This is a genomic window from Streptomyces narbonensis (genome assembly GCF_014649015.1).
GTDB lineage: Bacteria > Actinomycetota > Actinomycetes > Streptomycetales > Streptomycetaceae > Streptomyces > Streptomyces narbonensis.
Genome location: NZ_BMSF01000005.1, coordinates 1 through 24,411, shown reverse-complemented (window position 1 = coordinate 24,411; position 24,411 = coordinate 1). Strand labels below are relative to the sequence as shown.

General features: G+C 73.1%; 22 protein-coding genes. 9 read left to right on the top strand and 13 right to left on the bottom strand.

Annotated features, from left to right (window positions below; translation table 11 throughout):
- Nucleotides 1-30: 30 nt before the first annotated feature.
- Complete coding sequence (locus IE124_RS10800) at nt 31-402, bottom strand: cupin domain-containing protein (RefSeq protein WP_189507280.1); 372 nt, start codon at nt 400-402, stop codon at nt 31-33.
- Between the two features lie 230 nt (nt 403-632).
- Here IE124_RS10800 and IE124_RS10795 point away from each other — a divergent pair, with 230 nt between their 5' ends.
- Together IE124_RS10795 and IE124_RS10790 are read left to right on the top strand one after the other, a co-directional pair.
- Nucleotides 633-1,070, top strand: a complete 438-nt coding sequence (locus IE124_RS10795) for an SPW repeat protein (protein WP_189507278.1) — start codon at nt 633-635, stop codon at nt 1,068-1,070.
- Between the two features lie 287 nt (nt 1,071-1,357).
- Nucleotides 1,358-2,647, top strand: a complete 1,290-nt coding sequence (locus IE124_RS10790) for an ATP-binding protein (protein WP_189507276.1) — start codon at nt 1,358-1,360, stop codon at nt 2,645-2,647.
- Here the strand turns inward: IE124_RS10790 and IE124_RS10785 are convergent.
- A complete protein-coding gene (locus IE124_RS10785; protein WP_189507274.1) occupies nt 2,625-3,560 on the bottom strand; it encodes a carbohydrate kinase family protein in 936 nt (311 codons plus the stop codon). The two genes, IE124_RS10790 and IE124_RS10785, sit on opposite strands and share 23 nt — an antisense overlap.
- A gap of 295 nt (nt 3,561-3,855) precedes the next feature.
- On the opposite strand from IE124_RS10785, the gene IE124_RS10780 reads away from it, so the two are divergent.
- On the top strand, nt 3,856-4,443 hold the full coding sequence (locus tag IE124_RS10780) for a YdeI/OmpD-associated family protein (RefSeq protein ID WP_370468749.1): 588 nt from the start codon (nt 3,856-3,858) through the stop codon (nt 4,441-4,443).
- 17 nt (nt 4,444-4,460) lie between these two features.
- On the opposite strand, the gene IE124_RS10775 is transcribed toward IE124_RS10780, so the two are convergent.
- Nucleotides 4,461-4,970, bottom strand: coding sequence for a GNAT family N-acetyltransferase (locus IE124_RS10775; RefSeq protein WP_189507272.1), 510 nt, complete (start codon nt 4,968-4,970; stop codon nt 4,461-4,463).
- A gap of 96 nt (nt 4,971-5,066) precedes the next feature.
- On the opposite strand from IE124_RS10775, the gene IE124_RS10770 reads away from it, so the two are divergent.
- Nucleotides 5,067-5,519, top strand: a complete 453-nt coding sequence (locus IE124_RS10770) for a hypothetical protein (RefSeq protein ID WP_189507270.1) — start codon at nt 5,067-5,069, stop codon at nt 5,517-5,519.
- 55 nt (nt 5,520-5,574) lie between these two features.
- Here IE124_RS10770 and IE124_RS10765 read toward each other — a convergent pair whose 3' ends face one another.
- Nucleotides 5,575-5,910: a hypothetical protein gene (locus IE124_RS10765; protein WP_189507268.1), complete on the bottom strand. Its 336-nt coding sequence runs from the start codon at nt 5,908-5,910 to the stop codon at nt 5,575-5,577.
- A gap of 315 nt (nt 5,911-6,225) precedes the next feature.
- On the opposite strand from IE124_RS10765, the gene IE124_RS10760 reads away from it, so the two are divergent.
- Complete coding sequence (locus tag IE124_RS10760; RefSeq protein WP_189507266.1) at nt 6,226-6,888, top strand: NADPH-dependent F420 reductase; 663 nt, start codon at nt 6,226-6,228, stop codon at nt 6,886-6,888.
- A gap of 13 nt (nt 6,889-6,901) precedes the next feature.
- On the opposite strand, the gene IE124_RS10755 is transcribed toward IE124_RS10760, so the two are convergent.
- Both IE124_RS10755 and IE124_RS10750 read right to left on the bottom strand, forming a co-directional pair.
- Complete coding sequence (locus tag IE124_RS10755) at nt 6,902-8,125, bottom strand: threonine synthase (RefSeq protein ID WP_189507264.1); 1,224 nt, start codon at nt 8,123-8,125, stop codon at nt 6,902-6,904.
- 53 nt (nt 8,126-8,178) lie between these two features.
- Entirely contained in the window at nt 8,179-9,339 is a 1,161-nt protein-coding gene (locus IE124_RS10750; RefSeq protein ID WP_370468748.1) for a hypothetical protein, read from the bottom strand.
- A gap of 351 nt (nt 9,340-9,690) precedes the next feature.
- On the opposite strand from IE124_RS10750, the gene IE124_RS10745 reads away from it, so the two are divergent.
- Nucleotides 9,691-11,187 (top strand): PP2C family protein-serine/threonine phosphatase, encoded by a 1,497-nt coding sequence (locus IE124_RS10745; protein WP_189507262.1) that lies wholly within the window; start codon nt 9,691-9,693, stop codon nt 11,185-11,187.
- A 204-nt stretch (nt 11,188-11,391) separates the two neighbouring features.
- Here IE124_RS10745 and IE124_RS10740 read toward each other — a convergent pair whose 3' ends face one another.
- A complete protein-coding gene (locus tag IE124_RS10740; RefSeq protein ID WP_189507260.1) occupies nt 11,392-12,885 on the bottom strand; it encodes a DNA-binding protein NsdB in 1,494 nt (497 codons plus the stop codon).
- A gap of 234 nt (nt 12,886-13,119) precedes the next feature.
- Here IE124_RS10740 and IE124_RS10735 point away from each other — a divergent pair, with 234 nt between their 5' ends.
- The 3 genes from IE124_RS10735 (at nt 13,120) to IE124_RS10725 (ending at nt 18,912) form a co-directional block, all read left to right on the top strand.
- Nucleotides 13,120-14,247, top strand: a complete 1,128-nt coding sequence (locus IE124_RS10735; protein WP_150273334.1) for an aminoglycoside phosphotransferase family protein — start codon at nt 13,120-13,122, stop codon at nt 14,245-14,247.
- A gap of 372 nt (nt 14,248-14,619) precedes the next feature.
- On the top strand, nt 14,620-16,554 hold the full coding sequence (locus tag IE124_RS10730) for an N-acetylmuramoyl-L-alanine amidase (RefSeq protein ID WP_189507258.1): 1,935 nt from the start codon (nt 14,620-14,622) through the stop codon (nt 16,552-16,554).
- A 159-nt stretch (nt 16,555-16,713) separates the two neighbouring features.
- On the top strand, nt 16,714-18,912 hold the full coding sequence (locus IE124_RS10725; protein ID WP_189507256.1) for a terpene synthase family protein: 2,199 nt from the start codon (nt 16,714-16,716) through the stop codon (nt 18,910-18,912).
- Between the two features lie 54 nt (nt 18,913-18,966).
- Here IE124_RS10725 and IE124_RS10720 read toward each other — a convergent pair whose 3' ends face one another.
- From IE124_RS10720 to IE124_RS10695, 6 genes are all read right to left on the bottom strand, one after another.
- Nucleotides 18,967-19,332, bottom strand: a complete 366-nt coding sequence (locus tag IE124_RS10720) for an RNA-binding S4 domain-containing protein (RefSeq protein ID WP_189507255.1) — start codon at nt 19,330-19,332, stop codon at nt 18,967-18,969.
- A 16-nt stretch (nt 19,333-19,348) separates the two neighbouring features.
- Nucleotides 19,349-19,849, bottom strand: a complete 501-nt coding sequence (locus IE124_RS10715) for a hypothetical protein (protein WP_024757478.1) — start codon at nt 19,847-19,849, stop codon at nt 19,349-19,351.
- 56 nt (nt 19,850-19,905) lie between these two features.
- Nucleotides 19,906-22,245 (bottom strand): ATP-binding protein, encoded by a 2,340-nt coding sequence (locus IE124_RS10710; protein ID WP_229832406.1) that lies wholly within the window; start codon nt 22,243-22,245, stop codon nt 19,906-19,908.
- A 533-nt stretch (nt 22,246-22,778) separates the two neighbouring features.
- Entirely contained in the window at nt 22,779-23,018 is a 240-nt protein-coding gene (locus tag IE124_RS10705) for a hypothetical protein (RefSeq protein ID WP_189507251.1), read from the bottom strand.
- Between the two features lie 44 nt (nt 23,019-23,062).
- Nucleotides 23,063-23,653, bottom strand: a complete 591-nt coding sequence (locus IE124_RS10700; protein ID WP_189507249.1) for an alpha/beta fold hydrolase — start codon at nt 23,651-23,653, stop codon at nt 23,063-23,065.
- Between the two features lie 189 nt (nt 23,654-23,842).
- A complete protein-coding gene (locus IE124_RS10695; RefSeq protein ID WP_189507247.1) occupies nt 23,843-24,259 on the bottom strand; it encodes an ACT domain-containing protein in 417 nt (138 codons plus the stop codon).
- Between the last annotated feature and the right edge of the window lie 152 nt (nt 24,260-24,411).

Sequence of the window (24,411 nt, the reverse complement as noted above, 5' to 3'; positions counted from 1 at the left end):
GCGGCAGCAGGGACGAGATTCGATGGTCCGTCAGGAGCCGGACGGTTGGGCGTAGTCGACGAAGCCGACCCAGTCGAGGGCCATGCAGGGCTCGTCGCCGAGCACCCAGGCGTCGTGTCCGGGCTTGACCTCCATGAAGTCGCCGGCGCCGAACTCCACCGTCTCGCCGTCGTCCATGACGACCTTCATCCGGCCGCTGACGATGTATCCGACGTGCGACGCCATACAGCTGTCGGTGCCGACGATCGGCTTCACGTGCTTGGACCACTGCCAGCCCGGCTCGAAGACGGCGCGGCCGACCGCTCCGCGCTCGCCGTTGACCAGGTCGAGCCTGCCCTTGCCGTCCTCGAAGGGACGGGTCTCGTCCGCTGAATCGAAGCTCTTCTGAACGATGCCGGCCATCATCTCTCCCGGCGGTGAGAGGCCGTGCCCCGAGTCCACTTCCAGGCTACGCCGGGCTGCCCGGCCCCACCCGCGTTTGGTGGTTCCGGGCAGTTCGGCGGCACGAATTCTGTACGCATCCCTTAAGGGGCAGATCTACACATAAAGGACAGATAAGAGCACAATGGAGCCGCGGCATGATTGCCACACAAGCGGTCAGACGTGCATGACGCCAGAAGGAGGCGAGTCGTATGGCCGACGTCTCTCACCGTCCCGGTGATATCGCGGGACACCCCGACGCGTCGGAAATGCGGGACCGTTACGCCCGCATGCTCCAGACCCGAGGTGTCGCGGCGGTCGAGGAACTCGTGATCCTCGCCGGACTCTACGCCGCGATCTCCGCGTGGACGGTTCACTTCTCCGCCGCCCGCCCGGAACTCGCCATCAGCAACCTGATCGTCGGCATCTCCATCGCGGCCCTCGGGCTGTGCATGTCGATGGCTCCCGAGCGGTCGCAGGACCTGAACTTCGTCGTACTGCTGCTGGGCGCGTGGCTGATCGCGGCCCCGTGGGTGGTCACGCGGAACCCCGACACCGGCATGATCCTGAGCAACGTGATCACCGGCGCGTGCGTCTGCCTGTTCGCCCTCACGGCCGGCGGCCTGCTCATGAGCAAGAGAAGGACGTGACGTACTGATCCCTCCCGGAACGGCGGCGGCTCCCCACGTGGGAGACGTCGCCGTTCGTCGTGCGTCCCCCGCCCCTCCGTCGTGGAGAACCGCGCACGAGCTCAATGATCTTGATGAGCCGGATGAGCCGGATGAGCCGGATCGCGCGCCGCCCGGAACCGTGCAGAGCCGTACAGAGCCGGTACGGAGCGTTTGCCGGCACCGGCTTGTGCACGGTGGCGCACGACCGGTGTCCACGGCCGCGCCTAGCCTCGCCGCAACGGCACCAACGAGGGGCGGTACCACCGATGAACTGGCACATCCACGACTATCGCGAGAGCGATCTCGCCGCCGTCGTCCATCTGATCGACACCACCGCGGAACTCGGGCAGGAGTCCGTGTTCTCGCTCGCCGAGTGCATCGGGGCCCTCACCTCACGCCAGCCGGCCGTGGTCGCCGTCCACCAGGGCGTGCCCATCGGCGCCGCGCTCGCCTGTGTCTCCGGGGAGCGGGCCTGGGTCATGCGGGTCGCGATCTCCTCGGCGTGGCGCGGCCGCGGACTGGCCAGCGCCCTGCTCGTGGAGCTGGAGCGGCGGCTCGTGGCGGCCCGGGTCGGGCGGATCGCGTACGTGCTGCCGGAGGAGGAGCTCCTCGGCGAGGGGCTGCTGAACGCCGGGTACACCCGCCAGCCCGCCGTGGCGTACTTCGAGAAGGTGGAGCCCCTGCACGGGCCCGCCGCCGGGCTGCTCGACGACCTCGGCGGCCGGCTGCTCCCCGGTGACCTGTGGGCGAAGGTCGCCGGGATGGAGCGGGAGAAGGACCTCATCGAGCGGCGGGTCGTCCTGCCGCTCGCCGAGCCGGAGCGGGCCACCCGGCACGGGGTGCGGCCGCCGCGCGCGGTCTGCCTCTTCGGCCCGCCCGGCACGGGGAAGACGACGTTCGCGCGGGGCATCGCCTCCCGGCTCGGCTGGCCGTTCGTGGAGATCCTGCCGTCCCGCCTCGCGGACGAGGGGAACCTCGCCGCCGCCCTGCGGTCCGCGTTCGCGCGGATCGCCGAGCTGGAGCGGGTCCTCGTCTTCATCGACGAGGTCGAGGAGATCGCGCCGGTCCGCTCGGAGCCCGCGCAGCCCGGCGGCATGCACGGCGTGACCAACGAACTCCTCAAGCTGATACCGGGGTTCCGGGAGCGCGACGAGCGGCTGCTCGTCTGCGCCACGAACTCGATCCGCTCCCTCGACCCGGCGTTCCTGCGGCCGGGCCGCTTCGACTACCTCATCCCGATCGGTACGCCGGACAAGGTGGCGCGGGCGGCGATCTGGGCCCGCTACACGGACGGCAGGACGGACGTGGACATCGACGAACTCGTCCTGGCGAGCGACCTGTTCACCCCGGCCGACATCGAGCACGCGGCCCGCATCGCCGCCCAGGCCTCCTTCGAGCGGGACCTGGTGGCGATCGGCGGCCGGAGTGGGGACGACCCGGCTCCCGGCGCGAGCACGGCGGACTACCTGGAGGCCATCGGGCAGTGCCGGCCGACGGTCACCCCGGAGATGGTCGAGCAGTTCGCCTCGGACATCACGACGCACGCCCGGACCTGAGGGCGAACTCCTCCCGGGCCTGGTCCAGTTCGACCCGGTCGGGCGGGTTGGCGCCGGCCCGGGAGACGGTGACGGCGGCCGCCGCGCCCGCCGTTCTCAGCAGCTCCGCGAGGTCCCCGGCGCCGAGCGCGCCGAGGGCCGTCCGCTCGCGTCCGGCGAGGGCGTCGAGGACGGCGGACATGAAGGAGTCTCCGGCGCCGACCGTGTCCACGACGGGGACCCGGGGCGCGCCCGCGGTGACCGTCTCCCGCGGGGTGAGGGCGAGCGAGCCCTCGGCGCCCCGGGTGACCAGGACGACGGCGGGACCGAGGGCGAGCCAGCGGGCCGCGACCGTCCGCGGGTCCTCCCCCGGGTAGAGCCAGGCGAGGTCCTCGTCGCTCGCCTTCACCAGGTCGCTGAGGGCGACACAGCGCTCGACGCGCGCGACCGCCTCGTCGTGCTCCCCCATCAGCGCGGGCCGCACGTTCGGGTCGTAGCTGACCGTGGCGCGGTCCCTGAGCGCCTCGGCCACGGCGAGGACGGTCGCCGCGCCGGGTGCGGTGACGGCCGCGATCGAACCGATGTGGACGTGGGCGGGCGCGGAGCGGGCCGGTTCCGCCTCCAGCGTCCAGGCGATGTCGAAGGTGTACGTGGCCTGGCCGCGGGCGTCGAGGCCGACGACCGCCGACGGGGTGCGGGCGGGCACGCCGCCGATCTCCACTTGTACGCCCGCGCCCTTGAGGTGGTCCGCGACGAGCTGTCCGGAAGGGTCGTCGGCGAGCTGGGTGAGCAGGGTGACGTCTCGGCCGAGGCGAGCGAGGCCGTAGGCGACGTTGGCGGGGCTGCCGCCCGGGTGGACTCGGTCGGCGACGCCGGACCCGGCGGGAGCGCGGACGATGTCGGCGACGCACTCGCCGATCACCAGGATGGACATGGGGCAGAGCTCCTCGGCGTGGGTGTCCTGGTGGACGATCCGGAGATCGTACGTCGCTCCGTGCCGCGGCAGGGCAGGGCGGGGCGGCCGCGCCCCGGACGAGGCCGCCCGCAAGGGGATACGGAGTCAGGTGCACGTTCCGGCCGTCCTCCGGCCGCTCTCCGCTCTCTGCGCTCTGCCCTCTGATCTCTGATCTCTGATCTCTGATCTCTGATCTCTGATCTCCCTATTCTGTTCACGAAGCGTCGTCGGCCGACCGGTCGGCGTGACGGTGGTACGGGGGAAGGGCTTTCCGGTGGAGACGGTCGACACGGTCGAGGGGCTCGCGGTCATCGCGTTCGGCGACGGGGCGGAGATGGAAGCCTGGCTGGAAGAGCACCACGGGAACACGCCGGGCATCTGGCTGCTGCTCGCCAAGAAGGGAACGGACCTGCCCTCGCCGACGGCGGACGAGATCCTCGACGGCACGCTCGTCTACGGCTGGATCACCGGCAAGCGCATCACGCGCGACGAGCGCACGTACCTGCAGAAGATCACCCCGCGCCGGCCGCGCAGCCTCTGGTCCCAGGTCAACGTGCGCCAGGTCGAGGCGCTGACCGCCGCGGGCCGGATGCGCGAGCCGGGCCTCGCCGAGGTGCGGGCGGCCCGGGCGGACGGGCGGTGGGAGGCCGCGTACCCCTCCCAGAAGGACGCGACGGTCCCGGACGACCTGGCGGAGGCGCTCGCGGCGGACCCGCGGGCCGCCGCGGCCTTCGAAGCCCTCGGCAAGACGGACCGCTACCTGGTGATCCTGAGCCTGTGGCAGGCGCGTACGGCGAAGACGAGGGCTGCCCGGCTGACCAAGGCCGTGGCGGCGATCTCGGCGGGCGAGCGGACCCGCTGAGGGCCGGGACGGCCGGTTCAGCCCCGGCGCAGCCGGTACAGGACCTGGTGGGCGTCCCACTCCACGAAGGACTCCGCGTGCTCCAGGCCGACGGCCTCCAGGAGGCGGCGCGAGCGGTGGTTGGCCTCCTGGGTGAGCGCGACCACGCTCGGCGCGTCCTCCAGGACCCGTGAGACGACCGCGGCGACGGCCTCCCGGGCGTAGCCCTTGCCCCAGTGCTCGGGCAGGAACTGGTACGACACCTCCGTCTCCCCGTTCCGCGCGCCCGGTTCCACCGTGACGAGCCCCAGGAGGACGTCGTCCTCGATCCGGATCACGGCGTGGCAGCCGGGCGCCCCGACGATCCGGCGCTGCCGGATGCGGATGACGGGCTCGGTGACGGGGCCGCCGAGGTGGTGTCGTACCTCCGGGTCGGTCCACAGCCGGGTCACGGCCGCGAGGTCACCACGGCGAACGGCGCGAAGGAGCAGCCGGTCGGTGGCGAGGGGCGCGGCGGGCGACGGGGCCGTGGGCGGGGAGGCGGTCATGGTTCCGATCCTCTCAGTCCGCGCACGGAATCGACACCGACGGTCCGGTACGTTGCGTGCACGGAACGTACCGGAGACGCCAGTCGGGGGCTGAGCATGGAGAAGACGCCAGGGATCGTCCTGGGCCTGTGGGCGGCCGGGGAGATGCCGTACCGCGACGGGCTGTACCGCCCGGACGACACCGCCCTGGATCTGTTCGTGGAGGGCCCGGGGGCGTACCACCCGGAAGCGGGCCGGCCGGTCCCCTTCCGGCTCGGAGGGCCGCTCGACGTGGCCCTGGCCGTCGAGGAGGACGGCACCGCCGAGGTGGACCCCTTCTTCGAGAGCCCGCTGCCGGACGGATCGGGGTCGCTGCGCGGCGGTGGCGGCGGGATGGGCAACATCGGCCACCTGGCCCGCCTCGACGCGGACGGCTCGCTGCGCTGGGTGGCCTTCATGTACCTCTCGAACCCGTTCGTGGGCGTGCGCTACGAGGGCACGACGGCCGTCTTCACCAACGACTGGCGCAACGAACTACGCCTCGACCTCACCGCCCCCGCGCTCGCGTGAGCGCCCCGGCGTGAGCCATGCCCCGCGTCGGCCCGACCGCTGCGCAGGGGCCTGCTCACCCGTGCTCACCCGAGGCAGCGATCCGGGCGGCCAGGGCGTCCAGTACCGGCTCGTGTGCCTGGTCCACGGAGACGTCCAGCCGAATCAGGCCCTGGCCGGGGGTGACGGTGAAGGCGAAGAACGAACAGCAGCCGCTCTCCCGCTCCACCAGGTCACGGACCCGGTCCTCCGTCCCCCGGCCGCCTGCCAGGTCGAGTCGCAGACGGAGCGGGTGGGGCCTCGACACCGAGCTCACACGCCCGGAGAAGAGCGCGTCCCACTCGGCGACCCGCAGCGGCCGCTCGTCGGTAGGCAGGGCACAGGACTGCGGCACCCACGCAAGATCACTCATCGCGCACGCTCCCGATCGGCATGTCCCTGACGGTGGGGACATCTCCGACGATAGACCTGTACCGGGGTACAGGTCTCAAGCCCGGTCACGGCTCGTTCAACGGCAGTCGACCCCGCGCGGTCCGGTGGTCGCGGTGGGCCGCGCGATGGCTCACAGGGTCGTACAGACGCCCGGATGACCTGAAGTCCGGCGACGACCGCACCACTCGCAGACGACGATGCGACGGGAAAAGAGAGGTCCTAGGGCGAGCGGCCGACTCGGTTACGGTCCCCCGGCCGAGGCGGGTAGCGGCCCCCCGGAGGCAGGATGCTCGTCATGCGGATCGGAATTCTCGGAACAGGCAATGTGGGACAGGCTCTCGCCGCGGCGTGGCTGCGGACGGGACACGACGTCGTCCTCGGGTCACGGCGGCCCGGCGACGAAGAGCTCCTGGCGGGACTGAAGGGGCTCCTTGAGACGGGGTTACGGGTCGACGACCCCGCCGGGGCCGCCGCGCACGCGGAGGTCCTCGTGAACGCGACTCCGGGCACCGCCTCCGTGGCGCTGCTCTCCTCGGTCGGGGCGCCGGCGCTCGCCGGGAAGGTCCTCCTCGACGTCGCGGTCGGCTTCCTGGAGGACGAGTCGCTCTCGCACCAGGTGGTCAGCCTCGGCGAGGAGATCCAGCGGGCGTTCCCGGACACGCGCGTGGTGAAGTCCCTCTGCACGATCGACCGCGCGGTGATGGTCGCACCGGAGTCCCTGGAGGGCCCCAGCACCGTCTTCCTCTCCGGTGAGGACGCGGAGGCCAAGCAGGTCGTGGCCGGGCTCCTGGCCGACCTGGGCTGGCCGGCCGGGTCGCTGCTCGACCTGGGCGGCATCGTCACCGCGCGGGGCCAGGAGCACTTCGCCCTGCTCTTCATCGGGATCGCCCTGTCGACGGGCTCCTTCGAGTTCAACATCCGGTTCGTGCCGCCCGCGGCGCGCGCCGGGGCCTCGTGAGGTCGCCTGTCGGTCAGTCCGCCCCGGCAGCCGTCAGGGCGGACCTGATCGACGGCCAGTCCGGGGCCGTCGGCCTGTACGTCTCCCTCGCCGTGGCCACGTCCTTGTAGCCGCTGGACGTCACCACGCACACCACCGGGCCGTCGGTCTCACGCGGCCCGTGGGCTCTGAGACCGGCGAGGCCGGCCGCCGCGGAGGTCTCGCACCACAACCCTCGCTTCGCCAACTCGGAGCGAGCCGAGGACATCTGAGCATCCGTCACCGTGCGCGCCGCTCCCCCTGTCGTACGGACGGCGACGACTCCGCGATAGCTGTTGATCTCGCAGTCGATGGCGTACGCGAGGGTGGGCCCGACGGGGACGCGGGCGGTGGGCCGTCCGGTGCGGAGGGCCTCGGTGAGCGCGCCGGCCGCGGCGGGTTCGGTCGCGTACATCCGGGGGACCGATCCGGTCACGCCCAGCCGGGCGAGCTCCTGGAAACCCTTGGCCACACCGAACAGCAACTCGCCGTAGCCGGTGGGGAGATGGACCGCCGCCGGAGCCCTCCCGAGGTCCATGGCGATCTCGTACGCGAGGGTCTTGTACCCCTCGGGCCCGAAGGGGTGACCGGTGTGGGCGGTGTCCGTGACGCTGCTGACGGCCTGGAAGCCGAGCTCGTCCACGATCCGTCGCATCAGGGGTCGGACCGACTCGTACGGGACGGTCAGCACCGTCGCACCGTAGGCCCGGAGGTGGGACGCCACGGCGGGCGGGGCGTGCGGGGAGGTGAAGACGGCGCAGGGCAGCCCGGCGCGGGCCGCGTACGCGGCGGCCGCCGCGCCGTGGTTGCCGGAGGAGGACACGACGATGCCGCGCGCGCCCGATGCGACGGCGGCACTGACGGCCACCCGGTTCAGTCGGTCCTTGTGGCTCCACGTGGGGTTGCGGGACTCGTCCTTGACCCGGACGCCGTCGGGGAGTTCGACCATCGGGGTGTTGCCCTCGCCGAGCCCCGGTGCGGCGAGCGGCGGGAGCAGCGGCGCCCACCGGTCGAGGCCGTGGGCGGCCGGGCGGGTGAACAGGTCGCCGGGGACCTCGTCGTAGGCGTAGTCGATGTCGAGGGGGTAGGCGACCTCGTCGGTGGAGGTGAGGGGGCAGCCCGCGGTGAGCGGCGGCCAGAGGGGATGCCGGACAGAGGGGTCGACGAGCGAACGCTGGGCGGTGGCGAGTGAGCGCCATGTCGTGTCGTGCGGGGGCACGCGGTGGCCTTTCGAGTGTGGTCCTGTCGACTCCGGGCGGGACGGCCGGCGGTTCAGCCCATGCGGCGGCGCAGGGCGTCGAGGGCTCCCGGCCGACGGCCGGGCACCCGCTCACGCAGTGCGACGAGCGCGGGGGCCATGGCGCCGGCTCTGGCACGGTCGCCGATCCGCTCCCACTGGTGGTGGGCCCGGTCGACGGCCGCCTCGACGTCGGGGTCGTCGGCCGGCTGCCGCAGGGCGAGCCTGGACTCGGCGGCGGCCAGCCACAGTTCACAGCTGCGGGCCGGTTCTCCGGCGAGGCGGGCGAGGTCGGCCCGCACTTCCGTCCAGTGCACGGCCTCGGCGGACCGGGGCCCGTGCCGGCGCAGGGCCTCGCTCTCCCAGGCCGCCGCGACCGCGGCCGCTTCGCCGTGCCGTCCCGCCATGGCGGCGGCGAGGATCGCGGGATGCGGATCCTGGGCGGCAGGGGCTGGGGCAGGGGCCGCGGGGACGACGACCGGCGCGGGAGCCAGGAGGTACTGCTCCGGCGCGGTCGCGCGGGCCGCCGACGCCCGTACGGCGGCCTCGGCGTGCAGGGCGGGGAGCGGCGGCCGGGCCCCCGCGCGCCAGAGCTCGGCCCAGGCGCGGAGGTAGTCGGGGGTCGCGGGCTCGCCCCGTCGCGGAGCCTGCGTCACCCGGCCGTACAGGTGCGCGCCGGGGCCCAGGTGCAGCAGGTCCGGTGCGGCGGTGAGGCGCTGCCAGACGTCGGGGTCCGCCGCGAGGTCGGCGACGACGGTCGTGGAGCCGGCGGGGCGCCGGCCGAGTTCGCCCGCAAGCCAGTGCCAGGGCAGCGCCGTGTAGCGCAGGGTCGCCGTGGTGGTGCGGGCGAGGGCGAGATGCGGCAGGAACTGACGCTTGTCGAGGTGCAGTTGGCCAGCGAGGAAGACGACCAGGGGGCCGGGGCTCGCCGCGGCCGCGCGCAGGCGGGTGAGGACGGTCTGGGGGTCCAGCGGATCGGCGAGTTCGACGACGGTCGCGGTGGCCGTGCCGGTGAGGACGCCGGGCGGTACGGCGGCGAGCACCGGCAGCACGGACGCGGCGTCGATGGCGCGCCCCCGCCCGGCCGGCGCGGCCGCGAGCAGCACCGCCGTACCCGCCGAAGCCGTACCCGTCGAAGCCGTACCCGCCGAGGCCGCGCCCGCCTCGGGAACGCCCGGCGCAGGAGGGCCCGTCACGGGAGTGCTCGTCGTGGCATCACCCGTGCCCGTACCCCCACCCGCACGTATGTCCGCACCCGGATATGTGCGAGGCCGAGCATCGACTCCCCCGTTCGCACGCGCGCCCATACCTCGCACCCGCGTGCCTGCCGTGTGCGTGCCCACCGTGCCGTTTCCGTCGTCGATCACCACCCCCGCACCGTAACGCGTCGAGGCCTGTCCGATAATCGTCGGGCCGTTGGCATATGTCAGAAGCACCACCGGATCGAGTGTTGCCAAATCCCTTACGGGCTGTCCCGGGCTGTGCAACAGTCGTCCGCAGGCCTCCTTTTCCCACCTGGCCGCGCCGCGCCTGTATCGGAGTACGACATGCCGCCGTCCCATCTGTTCGCGGACCGTCCCGCCCAGCCGCCGGAGCCGGGCGCGGTGGACGCGCTGATCTCGCAGACCCGCCGCCTGCGCGGCGAGGTGGATGCCGTCCGCAGGGACGCCGTGGCGAACGACGACGACCCCCAGCAGCGCTGGCAGCGTGCCCTGTGCGATCTCGCCGTGCACCAACTGGACGATCTCGGAGCCCACTTGGGGCAGCTCCGGGTCGGTGTGCCGGAGGGGGTGGCGCCCGGGGCCGAAGGCGCGGTGGACCCCGAGACCGAGGCCGACCCCGTCCTCGACCTCGCCTCGGAGCCCGACCCCGGCACGGCCTACGGCGAGGCCCCCCCGGCCCGCACCGGCTCACTTCTCTCCCGCGTCGGCAGCGCCGAGTGGAACCTCCTGACGGACGAGGTCAGTTGGTCGGAGGAGCTCTTCCAGATCTTCGGCCGTCCCACCGAGAGCGGCCCGATGTCGCTGGACGAGCTGCCCTCCATGGTCTTCGCCGAGGACCAGCCCGTGCTGCAGGGTCTGGTGACGGACTGCCTCATCGACGGGAAGCCGATCGACGGCGAGTTCCGGATCGTCCGGACGGACGGCCGCGTGCGGACCGTCCACATGACGGGCGAGCCCGTCCTCGACTCCGACGGTTGCACCGCTTCCATGTGGGCCGTTCTCCGAGATGTCAGCGAGCTGCGCCGCAGCCAGCGGGCGGTCCGCGAGAGCCGGGACAGCCTGGAGCGCAGCCGCCAGATCGAGCGCACCGAACGACGCGTCGCCGTCGAGCTCCAGGAAGCGGTGCTCCCGCCCTGGCGCGGCTCGCTCCGCTTCGCCCATGACGGCCCCGCCCCGCTCGACGTGGCGGCCCACTACCTGCCGGCCGCCAGCACCGGCCTCATCGGCGGCGACTGGTACGACGCGCTGGCCCTGCCCGGCGGAGACGCGCTGCTGACCGTCGGCGACCTGACGGGTCACGGGGTCGCCGCGACCTCCTCCATGGCCATGCTCCTCGGCGCGCTGCGCGGTATGGCCGTGGCCGGAATCCGCCCCGGGGACCTGATGGGACACCTCAACCAGCTCCTGGAGACCTCCGTACAGCCCGCGCTCGGGAGCGCGATGTGCTGCCGCTACGACCCGGTCGCCCAGACCCTGACCTGGGCGCAGGCCGGCCACCCCGCCCCGCTGCTCTTCCGCGACGGGACGGGGCACGCCCTCCGGCGGCCCGAGGGCGTCCTGCTCGGGGCCACGACCGGCGGCAGGTACGGCGAGACCGAGACCCAGTTGTTCCCCGGCGACCTGCTGGTCCTGCACACGGACGGACTGACCCGCGGCAGCGGCGCCCTGGACGACACGGGCACGCGCCGGCTGATCGACCTCGGCCCCCGGCTCACCGAGGCGCGGGACGCTCAGGAGTGCGTGCGCGTGGTCGTCGAGGAGTTCGGCGAGGAGCCGCGCGAGGACGACGCCTGCGTGATGGTGGTCCAGGTCGGGCGCTGACCGGAGGCCGGGAGGCCCGGTCCGCCAGGGATCGCCGAAGGCACCCGGAACCCAGGACGGGTTTCGGGTCGTCGGCGCGCCCTGCCCGGCTGCACCCCGCCGCACGAGGGGAGTTGCCCTTCGCACCGGCGGTCCGGGGCCAGTGGTCCGGTGGTCGGCGGTCGAACCCGCTCCGCGAACGGCCCCTGAGCCCCCGCGCGAGGCTCAGGCCTGGCCGCTTCTCGGCCGGTTGACCGGCGACTTGGGCAGGGCCAGCTCGATCTCCTCACGCAGGTCCTCGATCTTCGAGTAGCCCGCGTACTGCCCGGTGAGCCGGTACATCTCCCGCAGCCGGTGCCACGTCCGATGGGACGAGGTCTCCCCCATGGAGACGAGGGCGAGGCGGGCGTACCGGTCGGCCTGCTCGGGGTCGTCCGCGATGAAGCAGGCGGACGCCATCGAGATGAAGTCGAAGAGCTTGGAGCGGTTGTGGCCGTCCCTGCGCAGCTCCAGCGCCAGCCGCGCGTGACGCTGCGCCGGGACCGCCGCGGCGGCGTCGTGGTCGGCGAGGGTCCGGTAGGCGAGGGCCTGCATGCCGTGCATGTCGGCCTCGTCGAAGTTCTGCATCCAGCTAGGCGGTTGCACGTCCGAGCGGTCGGAGACGAAGAGCTCCTCCGCCTCGCCCAGCGTCCGCTTCATGGCCTGCGCGCGTCCCATCGACGCCTGTGCCCAGGCCTCGATGGTGTGCAGCATGGCCTGCGTCCGCGGCAGCATCTGCTCGCCCGCACCGGCCTTCGCCAGCTTCATCAGGTCGAGGGCGTCGTCCGGCCGGCCCAGGTGCACCATCTGGCGGGCGGCCCTGGACAGCGCCTCGCCCGCCCGGGGACGGTCGCCGCCCTCGCGGGCCGCGTGCGCGGCGATGACGAAGTACTTCTGCGCGGTGGGTTCGAGACCCACGTCGTGGGACATCCAGCCCGCGAGCACGGCCAGGTTGGCCGCGACGCCCCAGAGGCGCCGCTGGAGGTGGTCGGCGTGGCGGTAGGCGAGCATGCCGCCCACCTCGTTGAGCTGGCCCACGACGGCCTTGCGCTGGAGGCCGCCGCCGCGGGAGGCGTCCCAGGCGCGGAAAACCTCCACCGACCGCTCCAGCGCCTCGATCTCCTCCGACCCGATGGGGGCGGCCTCGTAGCGGTCGAACCCGGCGGGGTCGGCGTGGAGGGGATCAGTGGCGCGCTGGGCGGTGGCCTTGCGTGCGGGGTCGGTCTGCAGCCAGTCGTACATGCTGCTGCTGAGTGCGGAGCCGGCGGCGAGCGCGGCACCCGCGCCCACCAGGCCGCGTCGGTTGAGCATGAGGTCCATTCCCGTGAATTCGGTGAGGACCGCAGCCGTACGATCGGGAGCCCAGGGCAGCCCGTCAGGGTTGTCGTCTTTCCTGACGTCCTGCCGCTTTCCGGCGCGCCCGTGTCGTACGAACCCGAGGTCCTCGATGGTCACGACACGGCCGAGTCGCTCGGTGAACAGTGCTGCCAGCACCCGGGGGACGGGATCGCGCGGGGTCTCGCCCCGGTCGATCCACCGCCGCACCCGCGAGGTGTCGGTCGCCAGCTGGGGGTGGCCCATGGCCGCCGCCTGCCGGTTGACGAGTCTCGCGAGTTCGCCCTTGGACCAGCCGGCCAGGCCGAACAGGTCTGCCAGGCGGGTGTTGGTTTGTCCGGTCACGTCTAAGCCCCCAGGTTCTCGGCTGAGTTGACAGTAACCCCCTGTCATAGGCCTGGCGACAATTCGCCAGGCTTCGCCAGGGTGCGCGAGATGTTCCGCCACCCGCGCCTGGGTGTCAGGTAGGAACGCGCCACCCCGCCCCGCCGACCGGCCCTCATTCCCCAGGGTGCGGACCCGGGGGCGGGCGGGGCGACGCACGCAACTCGTCGGACCACGAAGGGATCTGTCACCTCCATGTACACAGCATCGTCCTCCGTGTCCGCCCCGCCCCGGCCGCAGCACCGCGTCGTCCCGGCCGGTGCCGGGCCGTACCTCGCCCCCGCGCCCCAGGCCGTACGGCCCCGGCGCTGGACGGGCGGCACCGGCACCCAGCCGGTGAGCGGGAGACTCGACCTGTCCGGCCCCCAGGGGGCGCAGCTGAAGATGGCGATCGCCTCGGTCCACCGCATCTGCCCGGAGTTCAATCCGGTGCAGGTGCTGAGGCGCAGCGGCCGTTCCGTCCTGATCGTCGGGACGACCGGGCGGACCACCGCGGTCGCGAAGTGTTTACTGGACCACTCCCCCGCGTGGGTCGAGCGGTTCCAGCACGAGATAGCTTCCTACCGATCCTTCGTCCGGCACCGTCCGCCGGTGCGGGCGCCGCGGCTCATCGCCGCGGACCCGGAGAACTGCACACTGGTGATCGAGCGGATGCCCGGACGGGCGGCGGCGCTCTCGCGCCACCCCGTCGAGGCCCCGCCGCGGGCCGACGTCCGGGCGGTGCTCGGCGCGGTGGCCCGGCTCAACTCCTGGCGGCCGCCGGCCGGGACCTTCGACGCGCCGCTGGACTACGGGACGCGGATCGCGCGCTACCACGAGCTCGGTCTCTTCACCGACCGGGACCGGGACGACCTGCAGAAGCTGCTGCACGGCCTGGCGCACGCGGGCGGTCGGCAGGGCATGGGGCAGTTCTGTCACGGTGACGCCCTGCTCTCCAACGTCCTGCTCTCGCCCGCCGGCCCCGTCCTCGTGGACTGGGAGCACGCCGGCTGGTACCTGCCCGGCTACGACCTGGCGACGCTGTGGGCAGTGCTCGGTGACGCGCCGCTGGCCCGGCGCCAGATCAGTCAGCTCGCCCAGCAGGCGGGCCCGGCCTCCCGGGACGCCTTCCTGGTGAACCTGATGATCGTGCTGACGCGGGAGATCCGTACGTACGAGACGGCGGTGCAGCGCACCATCAAGGAGGCGCCCCCGGCCGGTACCGTCCCGGTGCCCTCCGGTGCGCTCTCCGCCGGCGAGGAACAGCGGCTGCTCCTGAGGCGGCTGCACGACGACTGCGCCATGGCACGGCGGGCCGTGCGCGCGGCGGTCGGAACGCGCTAGGGGCGGATCCGACCGACGACACGGGGGTGGCGCGCCGTGCGCCCGGTGCCGACACACCGGGACACGGCGCTCCGTCTTGTCCACGCCACGGACCGCGCGGGCGGCGGCCCCATTGGTCCACTCCACTGACGCGTCCCAGGCCCGGGACCCGTCTTCGCGAAACTCCGCCGAACGGCCTCCATTTCCGCCCTGACGTGGGAACTTCCGCACGGGCAGGCGTGATTGACGGATCGTCCGGGACCCGATACCCCTGTACGGGTTCGGTCCCGCACGCCCCCGTGTCACCCCCCGCCCCTGGAGGCTGCCTTGCTCCGTTCCGCGTCCCCCGGACGTGTCCCGCCCTCGCCACGGTCCCCCCGCCGCGCGACAAGGGTGGCCGGCACCGTCGCATCCGCCGCCCTGCTGCTGCCGCTGCTGTCCGCGGCTCCGTCCGCCGTCGCCGACGTGCCCGAGGCGGGCACGCTGCAAGGCCAGTTCGCGCGGGCAGCCTCGCGCCACGGTGTGCCCGAGAGCGTCCTGCTGGCCGTGTCGTACCTCCAGTCGCGCTGGGACACCCACGGCGGTGCGCCGAGCGTGACCGGCGGCTACGGGCCGATGCACCTGACGGACGCGAGGACGGCGCTCGCCGAGTCCGCCGCCCCGCACCACTCCGACGGCGAGGAGGACGCGCGCGGCGACGCCTCGCGCCCGCTCCGCTCGGCGGCCGGCACTGCCACCCCCGCGGCGGTGCCCGACGCCGCGCTGCCGGGCCGGCTGCGGACCCTGGAGCGGGCGTCCGCACTCTCCGGGATCCCGGCCGAGGAACTGCGCGACTCCACTGCCGCGAACATCGAGGGCGGGGCAGCACTGCTCGCCGCGGCACAGCGCGAGGCCGGGCTGCCGGCGAGCGCCGATCCCGCCGAGTGGTACGGGGCGGTGGCGCGCTACTCGGGCGCCGACGACTCGGCGACGGCCGCGACCTACGCGAACGACGTGTTCGACGTGATCCGGACCGGCGAGACCCGCACGACGGACAGCGGCCAGCGGGTGACGCTCCCGGCCGCCCCGGCGGTGGAGCCCGCCACGGAACAGGTGGACGCGCTCGGGCTGCGGCGGCCCGCCGCCGGTCCGGTGGAGTGCCCGCGCTCGGTGGCGTGCGAGTGGATCCCCGCGCCGTACGAGGAGTTCGGCGACGGCGACTACGGCAACCACGACAAGGCGGACCGGCCCTCGTCCCAGTCGATCGACTACATCGTCATCCACGACACCGAGGCGACCTGGGACGTCACCCTGAAGCTCGTGCAGGACCCGACGTACGTGTCGTGGCAGTACTCGCTGCGCTCCTCGGACGGGCACATCGCTCAGCACCTGCCGCTCAAGGACGTCGGCTGGCACGCGGGCAACTGGTTCGTGAACGCCAAGTCGGTGGGTCTGGAGCACGAGGGCTTCCTCACCTCGCCGGATTCCTGGTACACGGAGGCGATGTACCGGACGTCGGCACGGCTCGTGCGGTACCTGGCGCAGCGGTACGACATCCCGCTGGACCGGCAGCACATCCTCGGGCACGACACCGTGCCGGGGACGGTGACCTCGACGATCCGGGGCATGCACACGGACCCGGGACCGTACTGGGACTGGGCGCACTACTTCCGTCTCCTCGGCCGGCCGATCACGCCGAGCGCCGGTCCGAACGCCGCGGTGGTGACGATCCGGCCCGACTACAGCGCCCATCAGCCGGTCTACACGGGCTGTGTGAAGGCGGGCGAGGTGTGCGCGCCGCACGGGAGCGGAGCGGTGCGCCTGCACATCGCGCCGAGCGCCGACGCGCCCCTCGTGAAGGACATCGGGCTGCGGCCCGGCGGGCAGGACTCGACGGCCGGGGTCAACGACACCGGGGCGCGCGCCTCGACGGGGCAGAGCTTCGCGGTGGCGGAGCGCCGGGGCGAGTGGACGGCGATCTGGTACCTCGGGCAGAAGGCGTGGTTCCACAATCCGCGGAAGGAGCCGGCGGCGGTGAACACGCGCGGGCTCGTCCTGACTCCCCGGGAGGGGCTCGCGGAGGTGCCGGTCTACGGGCGGGCGTATCCGGAGGCCTCGGCGTACCCGGCGGGGATTCCGGTGCAGGCGGTGTCCCCGCTTCCGTACAAGCTGCTCGCGGGCCAGCGGTACGTGGTGGGTGACCGCACTCCGGGCGAGTACTACTTCGCGCCGGTGTTCGACAGCAGCGGGCATACGGTCGTCCGGGGGCAGGAGGAGTACTACGAGATCCAGTTCGGCCATCGGGTGGCCTTTGTGAAGGCCTCTGACGTGCGGGTTTCCCAGGGCTGACGGAGGCGTGGCCGAAAGGCGCGGGGTGGTGCCGGAGGGACGCTCCGGCACCACCCCGCCCGCGTTCATACGACTATTCGGGAGATCGCGTGTGCCATCCGGGCGACGGGTAAGGCTGGGCCGGTCACCGCACGTGCTCACCGGAAGGCCCTTCAGGAAATGCCTCAGCCCTTCGTTATGCCGGACTTCTATGTTCCGTATCCGGCGCGGCTCAATCCCCATGTGGAGACCGCCCGCACGCACACGCGTGACTGGGCGCGGGAGATGGGGATGCTGGAGGGCTCGGGCGTCTGGGAGGAGCACGACCTCCAGTCCCACGACTACGCACTGCTCTGCTCGTACACCCACCCGGACTGCGACGCGGAGGCCCTCGACCTCGTCACGGACTGGTACACGTGGGTCTTCTTCTTCGACGACCACTTCCTGGAGGTCTTCAAGCGCACCCTGGACCGGGCGGGCGGCAAGGCCTATCTCGACCGGCTGCCGCTCTTCATGCCGGCGGACCCGGCGGCGGGCATGCCCGAGCCGACCAACCCCGTGGAGGCCGGTCTCGCCGACCTCTGGCGGCGGACGGTCCCGTCGATGTCCGAGGGCTGGCGGGTGCGGTTCGCGGAGGCGACGGAGCACCTCCTCCACGAGTCCCTCTGGGAGCTCGACAACATCGACGACGGCCGGATCGCCAACCCCCTCGAGTACATCGAGATGCGCCGGAAGGTGGGCGGCGCGCCCTGGTCGGCCGGTCTCGTCGAGTACGCGGCGGGGGCCGAGGTTCCCGCCCAGGTGGCGTACTCCCGGCCGCTGCGCGTGCTCAGGGACGCCTTCTCCGACGCCGTCCATCTGCGCAACGACCTCTTCTCCTACCAGCGCGAGGTGGAGGACGAGGGCGAGAACAGCAACGGCGTCCTGGTCCTGGAGAGGTTCCTCGGCTGCACGACCCAGGAGGCGGCGGAGGCCGTCAACGACCTGCTGACCTCGCGCGTCCAGCAGTTCGAGAACACGGCCCTGACGGAAGTACCGCTGCTCGCCGCCGAGAAGGGGCTGAGCGCCGCCGAGTGCGCGGCCCTCGCGGCATACGCGAAGGGGCTCCAGGACTGGCAGTCCGGCGGACACGAGTGGCACATGCGCTCCAGCCGGTACATGAACGAGGGCATGGTCGCGGGGCCTTCGCGGTTCGACGGGGTCCTCGGCACCTCCGCGCTCGACATCCGGACCCTGTTCGGGCGCCCGGCCGCGGCCCGGCACCGGGCGTTCACGCACGCACCGCACGAGCACGTGGGGCCGTCGCTGCTGCCGGAGTTCGACCTGCCGTACCCGCTGACCGTCAACCCCCATCACGAACAGGCGGGGCGACGCAGTACGGACTGGGCCGAGCGGATGGGCCTCCTCGACGATCTCTGGGACCGGCCGATGGCGGAGGGCTTCGACTTCGCGCTGTGCTCGGCGGGCCTCGATCCGGACGCGTCCCTGGACGAGCTGTGCCTCAGCTCCGACTGGCTGACCTGGGGAACGTACGCGGACGACTACTACCCGGCCGTCTTCGGGCGGGCGGGATCCCTGGCGGGCGCGAAGGAGCAGACCGACCGGCTCAAGGCGTGCATGCCGCTCGACGAGCCCGCGGCCGGCGCCGCGATCGCGGTGAACCCGCTGGAGCGCTCGCTCGCGGACGTCTGGGCGCGGACCGCCGCTCCGATGGCCCCGGGGGCGCGGGCCAGGCTGCGGGACTCGCTCGACGCGATGCTCGACAGCTGGATGTGGGAGATGCACAACGTGCTGCAGCACCGGGTGCCCGACCCGGTCGACTACATCGAGATGCGGCGCAGCACCTTCGGATCCGAGCTGACCATGCTGCTGTCCAGGCTTCGGCAGGACGAGACGCTGCCCCCCGAGATCTTCCGGTCGGGCACGGTGCGCAGCCTGGAGAACGCGGTGATGGACTACGGCGCGCTCGTCAACGACCTCTTCTCGTACCAGAAGGAGATCGAGGTCGAGGGCGAGGTGCACAACGGCGTTCTGGTGCTCCAGAAGTTCTTCGACTGCGACTACCCGACGGCAATGGCGATGGTCGACGACCTGATGCGGGGCCGGCTGCGCCAGTACGAGCACCTGAAGCATCGTGAAGTTCCGCTGCTCTACGAGGACTTCGGCCTCGACGCGGCCGGAAGGGCGGCTTTCGAGGCGTATCTGCGGGAGTTGGAGGACTGGCTCGCGGGTGTCCTCAACTGGCACCGGAAGACCCGGCGTTACGGCCCCGAGGACGTCCGCGCGGGCAGTGGCAGCGCGCTGCTGCGGCGCGGACCCGCGGGTCTCGGCACCTCTGCCGCGCGGCTCTCCGAGCTGCTCGGCGCCGGACCCCGCTGACGTATGCCGAAGGCCTCCGGGTAGTTGCCCGGAGGCCCTCGGTCCTGCGTCCGCTCAGGTGCGCCGGCCGCGCAGGTCGTCGATCTCGCGGCGCTCGCGCTTGGTGGGGCGGCCCGCGCCCCGGTCGCGCACGGCCGCGACGGCGACGTGCTCGCGGGGCGGCGGGGGCGGGCTGTTGTCCACGTACGCCTCGACGGCGACGGGCGGGCCGACCCGCTTGACGTGCAACTCCTTGACCACGACGATCCGATCACGGCCGCCGTGGTAGAGCCTGACCTCGTCGCCCGGCTTCACCGACTGCGCGGGCCTGGCCCGGTCCCCGTTGACCTTCACGTGCCCGGCGCGGCAGGCCGCGGCGGCCTGGGCTCGGGTCTTGGTGAGACGGACCGCCCAGATCCAGGCGTCGACGCGCGCGCTCATCGGCCCCCGCTCCCCGTCAGCCCTGCTGGAACAGCTCGGCGGGCAGGGGCTTGAGCAGCGCGTACAGGTCGTCGGTGATCGGCCGGTCCCAACTGGCGATCGTCACGAGGACGTTGTCGCTGCGGTCGAACTGGACGCAGGAGATGCGGCTCTCGGAGAGCTTGAGGCGGCGGACGATGAGGAGGTTGTCGCCCTGCATCACCGGGACGTCCTCGGTGTCGAGCACCTCGACCGGCTCGTCGTTCTCCAGGGCCGCGAGGAGCTGGGCGACCTCGAAGGGGATCTGCCCGTCGGCGAGCTCGCGCGCCGGGGAGCCCTCGGGGAGGTTGCCGATGATCATCGCGGGGCCGCGGCCGCCGAACAGGTCGTACCGGAGGAACACGCCCTGGCAGGAGCCGTCGGGGGCGGGCAGCAGACCGGCGCCGAGATTGCCGGGCCAGTCGCCCGGATCCATGGCCAGGACGTCGAAGTCCGGGCCCGCGGGAGTGGCGGCGCTGCGGCGGCGGAGGAAGGACATACGGCCATGGTACGTGCCCCGGCGCGCGATGCCGCGCGCCGGGCGCCCCGCTCCGGTCAGGGCTGCCCGCCGGGGCGGTCCGTGTTCCGCAGGGCCTGGTCGAGGCCGGTCCGGTCGGTGCCCAGTTTCCGGTAGACGGCCGAGAGGAGGCGGCTGACGGCGGCGGCGTCGACGCCGAGGTGGAGGGCCACGTCCCGGTCGCGGACGGTGAGCTCGGCGGCCTGGCGCTCACGGGCGGTGAGCGTGTCCGTGCCGGCCGGGTGGAGGGACCGGGGGCGCAGTCCGGCCGCCGCCAGCTCGGCCCGCGCCTCGTCGACCAGGCCGTCGGCGCCGCAGTCCTGGGCGGCCTCCAGGCCCCGGTAGAGGTGCTCTGCGGCCTCCCCGGCCCGCTCGGTGCGGCGCAGGGCGATGCCGAGGGCGACGAGGGAGCGGGCCAGCTCGTAGGCCGCGGGTGACTGGTCGAGCCAGTCGACGGACTCCTCCAGGAGCTTCAGACGCTCGGAGGGTGCGGACACCTCGGCGAGCACCCGGAGCGCCGAGCCGATCGCGGAGGGTGCGCCGTACTGCCGTGCGCGGGCGACGGCCTCCTGCGCGGTCCGCCGGGCCCTGCCGGGGGTCGTGACGGCCTCGGCGGCGGCCAGGTGGAGCTGCCAGGGGCACCAGGCGGGGTTGCGCATGCCGCGCGGGTCGAGGCGGCGGCCGACGGCGGCCAGCTCGGCGGCGGCCTCGTCGGTGCGGCCGCGGGCCAGGAGCAGCTCGGCGTGGACGGTCTGGGAGTCGGGGAAGGTGACGGCGGCCGGGAAGGGCTCGCCAAAGTCGTGCTCGCGGGCGATGCGGTCGGCCTCCTCGACCCGGCCGCGGGCCAGCAGGACCTCGATGGTGACGCCGACCGCGTACCACTGGGCGGGGGTGCGCGGTCCGACGCGCTCCGCGAGGCGCAGTCCGGCGCGGACGAAGTCCTCGGCCTCGACGAGGCGGCCGCGGCGGTAGCGGATGTAGCCGAGCAGGGTGTACGCGAAGGAGAGGTGGGCCCCGCGCCAGCCCTGGCGCTCGAACTCGGCGGTGCCGGCGGCGAACAGCTCCTCGGCGCGGCCGGGGCGGTCGGCGTAGAGGAAGGTGAGGGCCACGAGGACCGGGACCTCGAAGCCGCGGCTCTCGTCGGCCCAGCTGAGGCCTCCTTCGAGGGCGCGCTCGGCGTGCCCCACGGCGACGGCGGAGGGTTCGGCGCGCAGGGTGGCGTCCCAGGCGCGCAGGTGGCCGACGGCCCAGGAGTCGCCCTCGGGGTGGGTCTCCAGGAGGTGCCGGGCGGCGGCGGTGGAGCCGAGGCCGGCGTCGACGACGCACCAGGCGGCCTGGCCGTGGAGAGCGACGCGGGTGGCGGCGGGGATGGACCGGTAGACGGTGGTGGCGATGAGGGGGTGGACGAACCGGAGGGGCTCGTCGGGGTCGTCGGCCTCGGCGAGCACCCGGGCCTCGCGCAGTCGGCCCACGCAGTCGACGACGGCCTCGTCACCGAGTCCGGCGACGGCTCCGGCGAGCTGCAGGGAGATCTCGGTGCCGAGGACGGCGCAGGCCCAGGCGAGGCGCACGGTGGCGGGGCCGAGGCGTTCGAGGCGGGTGACGAGGCCGCTGCCCTTGAGGGCGGCGGCGAGGTCACGCAGTTCGTGGGCGCCGCCCGCGGTGGGTTCGAGGCCGTGGTCGCGGACCTTGGCGGCCAGCTCGACGGCCTCGAAGGGGTTCCCGGAGGTGACGGTCCAGCACTCGCGGCAGAAGGCGTCGTCGGCGTGGGCGCCGACCCGGTCGCGGACGAGCCGGGCGATGGCGTCGGTGGTGAGCGGGGCGAGGCCGAGGGGCCGCTGCCCGGAGCGATGGCCGGTGAACTCCGCGCCCTCGTCGGGGAGTTCGTCGGGCCGGTAGGCGACGACGAGGAGCATGGGCAGCTCTTCGGCACGGGGGGCGAAGGCGGCGAGCCAGCCGAGCGACTCGGGGTCGGCCCAGTGGGCGTCGTCGAGGACCACGACGAGGGGGGCGCGCCGGACGGCGAGGTGGGTCAGGACCCAGTCGAGTCCGTCGCGCAGGCCCTGCGGGTCGGGCGGGGAGTCCCCACCGGTGGCACGCAGCCCGAGGGCGGGGCCGACGATGTCGTACCAGGATCCGAGCCGCTCGCGGAGCTCGGTGTCGGAGGCGTGGGCCAGTTGGGGCTGGAGGAGCTGCCGGGCGACGTGGAAGGCGACCCGCTGTTCCTGGTCGCCGCCCCGGGCGGAGAGCACGGTGCAGCCGCGGGCGCCGGCGAGGCGCCGGATCTCGGCGAGCAGGGTGGTCTTGCCGAGCCCGGCGGGGGCGGCGTAGGCGAGGATGCCGCCGCGGCGGGTGGCGCGGGGCCGGTCGGCGGCCACGCTGTCGGGTGCGTCGGGCGCGTCGGGAGGGGTGTCGCCGGTATGGGTGTTGCCGGTATGGGTGTTGCCGGTATGGGTGTTGCCGACAGAGGTGCTGCGGGCCGGGGTGCCTGTCGGGGTGTTGCCTGTCGGGGCCGGAAGCAGCCTCGGGCCGGTGATGGGCTCCACACCCGGGAGGACGACGGGACGACTCGGGCTTCCGTCGGGGACGGCGACGAGGTGGGGGCCGCGGGGCTCGCGGGGTGCGGGCACCCGGTGGGCCCGGGCCGGGAACTCCTCGGCGAGGCCCGTCAGGAGGTCGAGTGCCTCCTCGGCCGCCTGGAGCGCCGCCTCGCGTTCGAAGAGGCCGAAACCCTTACGGGCCGGCCTGTCGTCCTCAGGTACCACGTTCCACCCCCACACCGGGGGCGCACGCCCGGCGCACAGTGCGGGGTGCCGGGCGGGTGGCCCCGCGAAAACCCCAGCGTACGCCCGATGGAGTGAAGTGGGCCGGGTAAACACCCAAGCCAGGGGCGCACGACGGCGCGTCCGTCTCATTCCGCTCGACACAGGGCGGTGGAGAGCACCTTCGTCGCGGCCCTCGCAGCCGTGTCGGGCAGGGTCAGACCGGTGTTGACGGACAGGGTGACCTGTCGCTCGCCGTCGGCGGAGGTGAAGCTGAAGGTCTGGTATCCGACCACCTCGCCCGTGTGTCCGAGGACCGGTTCGTCGGCCGGACAGGTGTTGGCGTTGCCCTCCACCGCTTCCCTGAGGAGGACCCCGGGGAGGACCAAGGGCGGACCCTGGGACCTGTCCGGGCAGACGAGTCCGGTGGTTTCTACGGGCCGAGGGTGCCGATGAAGTGGTCCAGCCGCGAGACGACTTGCCGCAGCACGTCAACGGATCCCCTGGCGTCGTCGGCGAGCTCCAGTGCGTGATCGGCTGAGGGAATTTCCAGGGCGTCATGTCGTAGGGACTCGGCGACCCGTGAATCCCACAGCTTGTCGGCGCTTCCGCCGATGAGGAGGGTCGGCGCTTCGGCTCGTTGGAGAGCGCGGACCACAGGATCGATGGTCAGGAGAGGAGTGAGCCAGGCCGCTGCGATGTTTCGCTCGGCCGCGATGCCGCAGGCGAGTGAGCCCAACGACTTGCCGACGAGGAGGCGGCAGGCCCCTGCCTCGGCGTCGATGGCCTGGGTGACGTGCCTCTCCACCCACGCGATCCGGTCGTTCACGGTGAACTGCGAGAAGTCGTCCGGGACCTGCCACCACAGCTCCTGGACCGTCCAGCCGTGCTGGAGGAGTACGCCACGGGCGAAGTGCAGCAGCGGCCTGGCGGGCGAGTAGCCGACGCCTGGAATGACGACTGCGACACGGTCTGGGGCACCATCGAAGCGGGTGGGCATGGCGAAGGGGGAGGGATCGGGCATGGTCGCAGGCTACTGGTCGACTGATCATGCGACGGGCGTCCTGTCGGATCGACGGCCGCCTGCGCACGCTGTCCCTGGCTGGGGCAGTCCGAGCGGTCGTCACCCATGACGAAGCGCGGCTACTTCCCCGGCACCGCCACCATCGCGGCCCTCATGATGCGGCTCCGCACGCGATCGCCCGGACACCCCCTAGGCTCGCCCCTCAGGTGCGGCGGCCACCGTGAGGCGCTCCAGGACGGCCACCGCCTCCTCCGCCCGGGCGTGTTCCACGAAGAGGTGGTCGTGGTGGAAGCCGGCCACGACGTTGCAGCTCATGCCCGCGTCGGCGAGCGCGCCCGCGACGGCGGCCGTCAGGCCGACGGCGTCGAGCGCGGAGTGGATCCGCAGGGTGATCCACCCCGCGACGTAGTCGTAGGGGAGGGAGGCGGCGTCCGCCTCCTCCTGGCGTACGACGAGGGTGAGCCCTTCGCTCTCGGTCACGGTGACGACGGGGGCGACGCCGGCCGGGGCGGCGGGGCCGGCCACCGTGGTGAAGACGTACCGCCCGCAGGCGAGTTCCGGTCGCATTCCGGCGAGGAGGCGGGTCAGGTCGCGTTCGGCGTTCATGCCCGCCAGCCTAGGTCCTGTCGTCAAACTCCCGCCTGCCCTGCGGGCGGCCCAGGCGTTGCGGGGCAGACGGGAATTTGACGACACCCCCTAGGACTTGTCCGGCCGATCATGTGACTACTCCGCGTCGGGGTCGTTGATGTGGACATGGG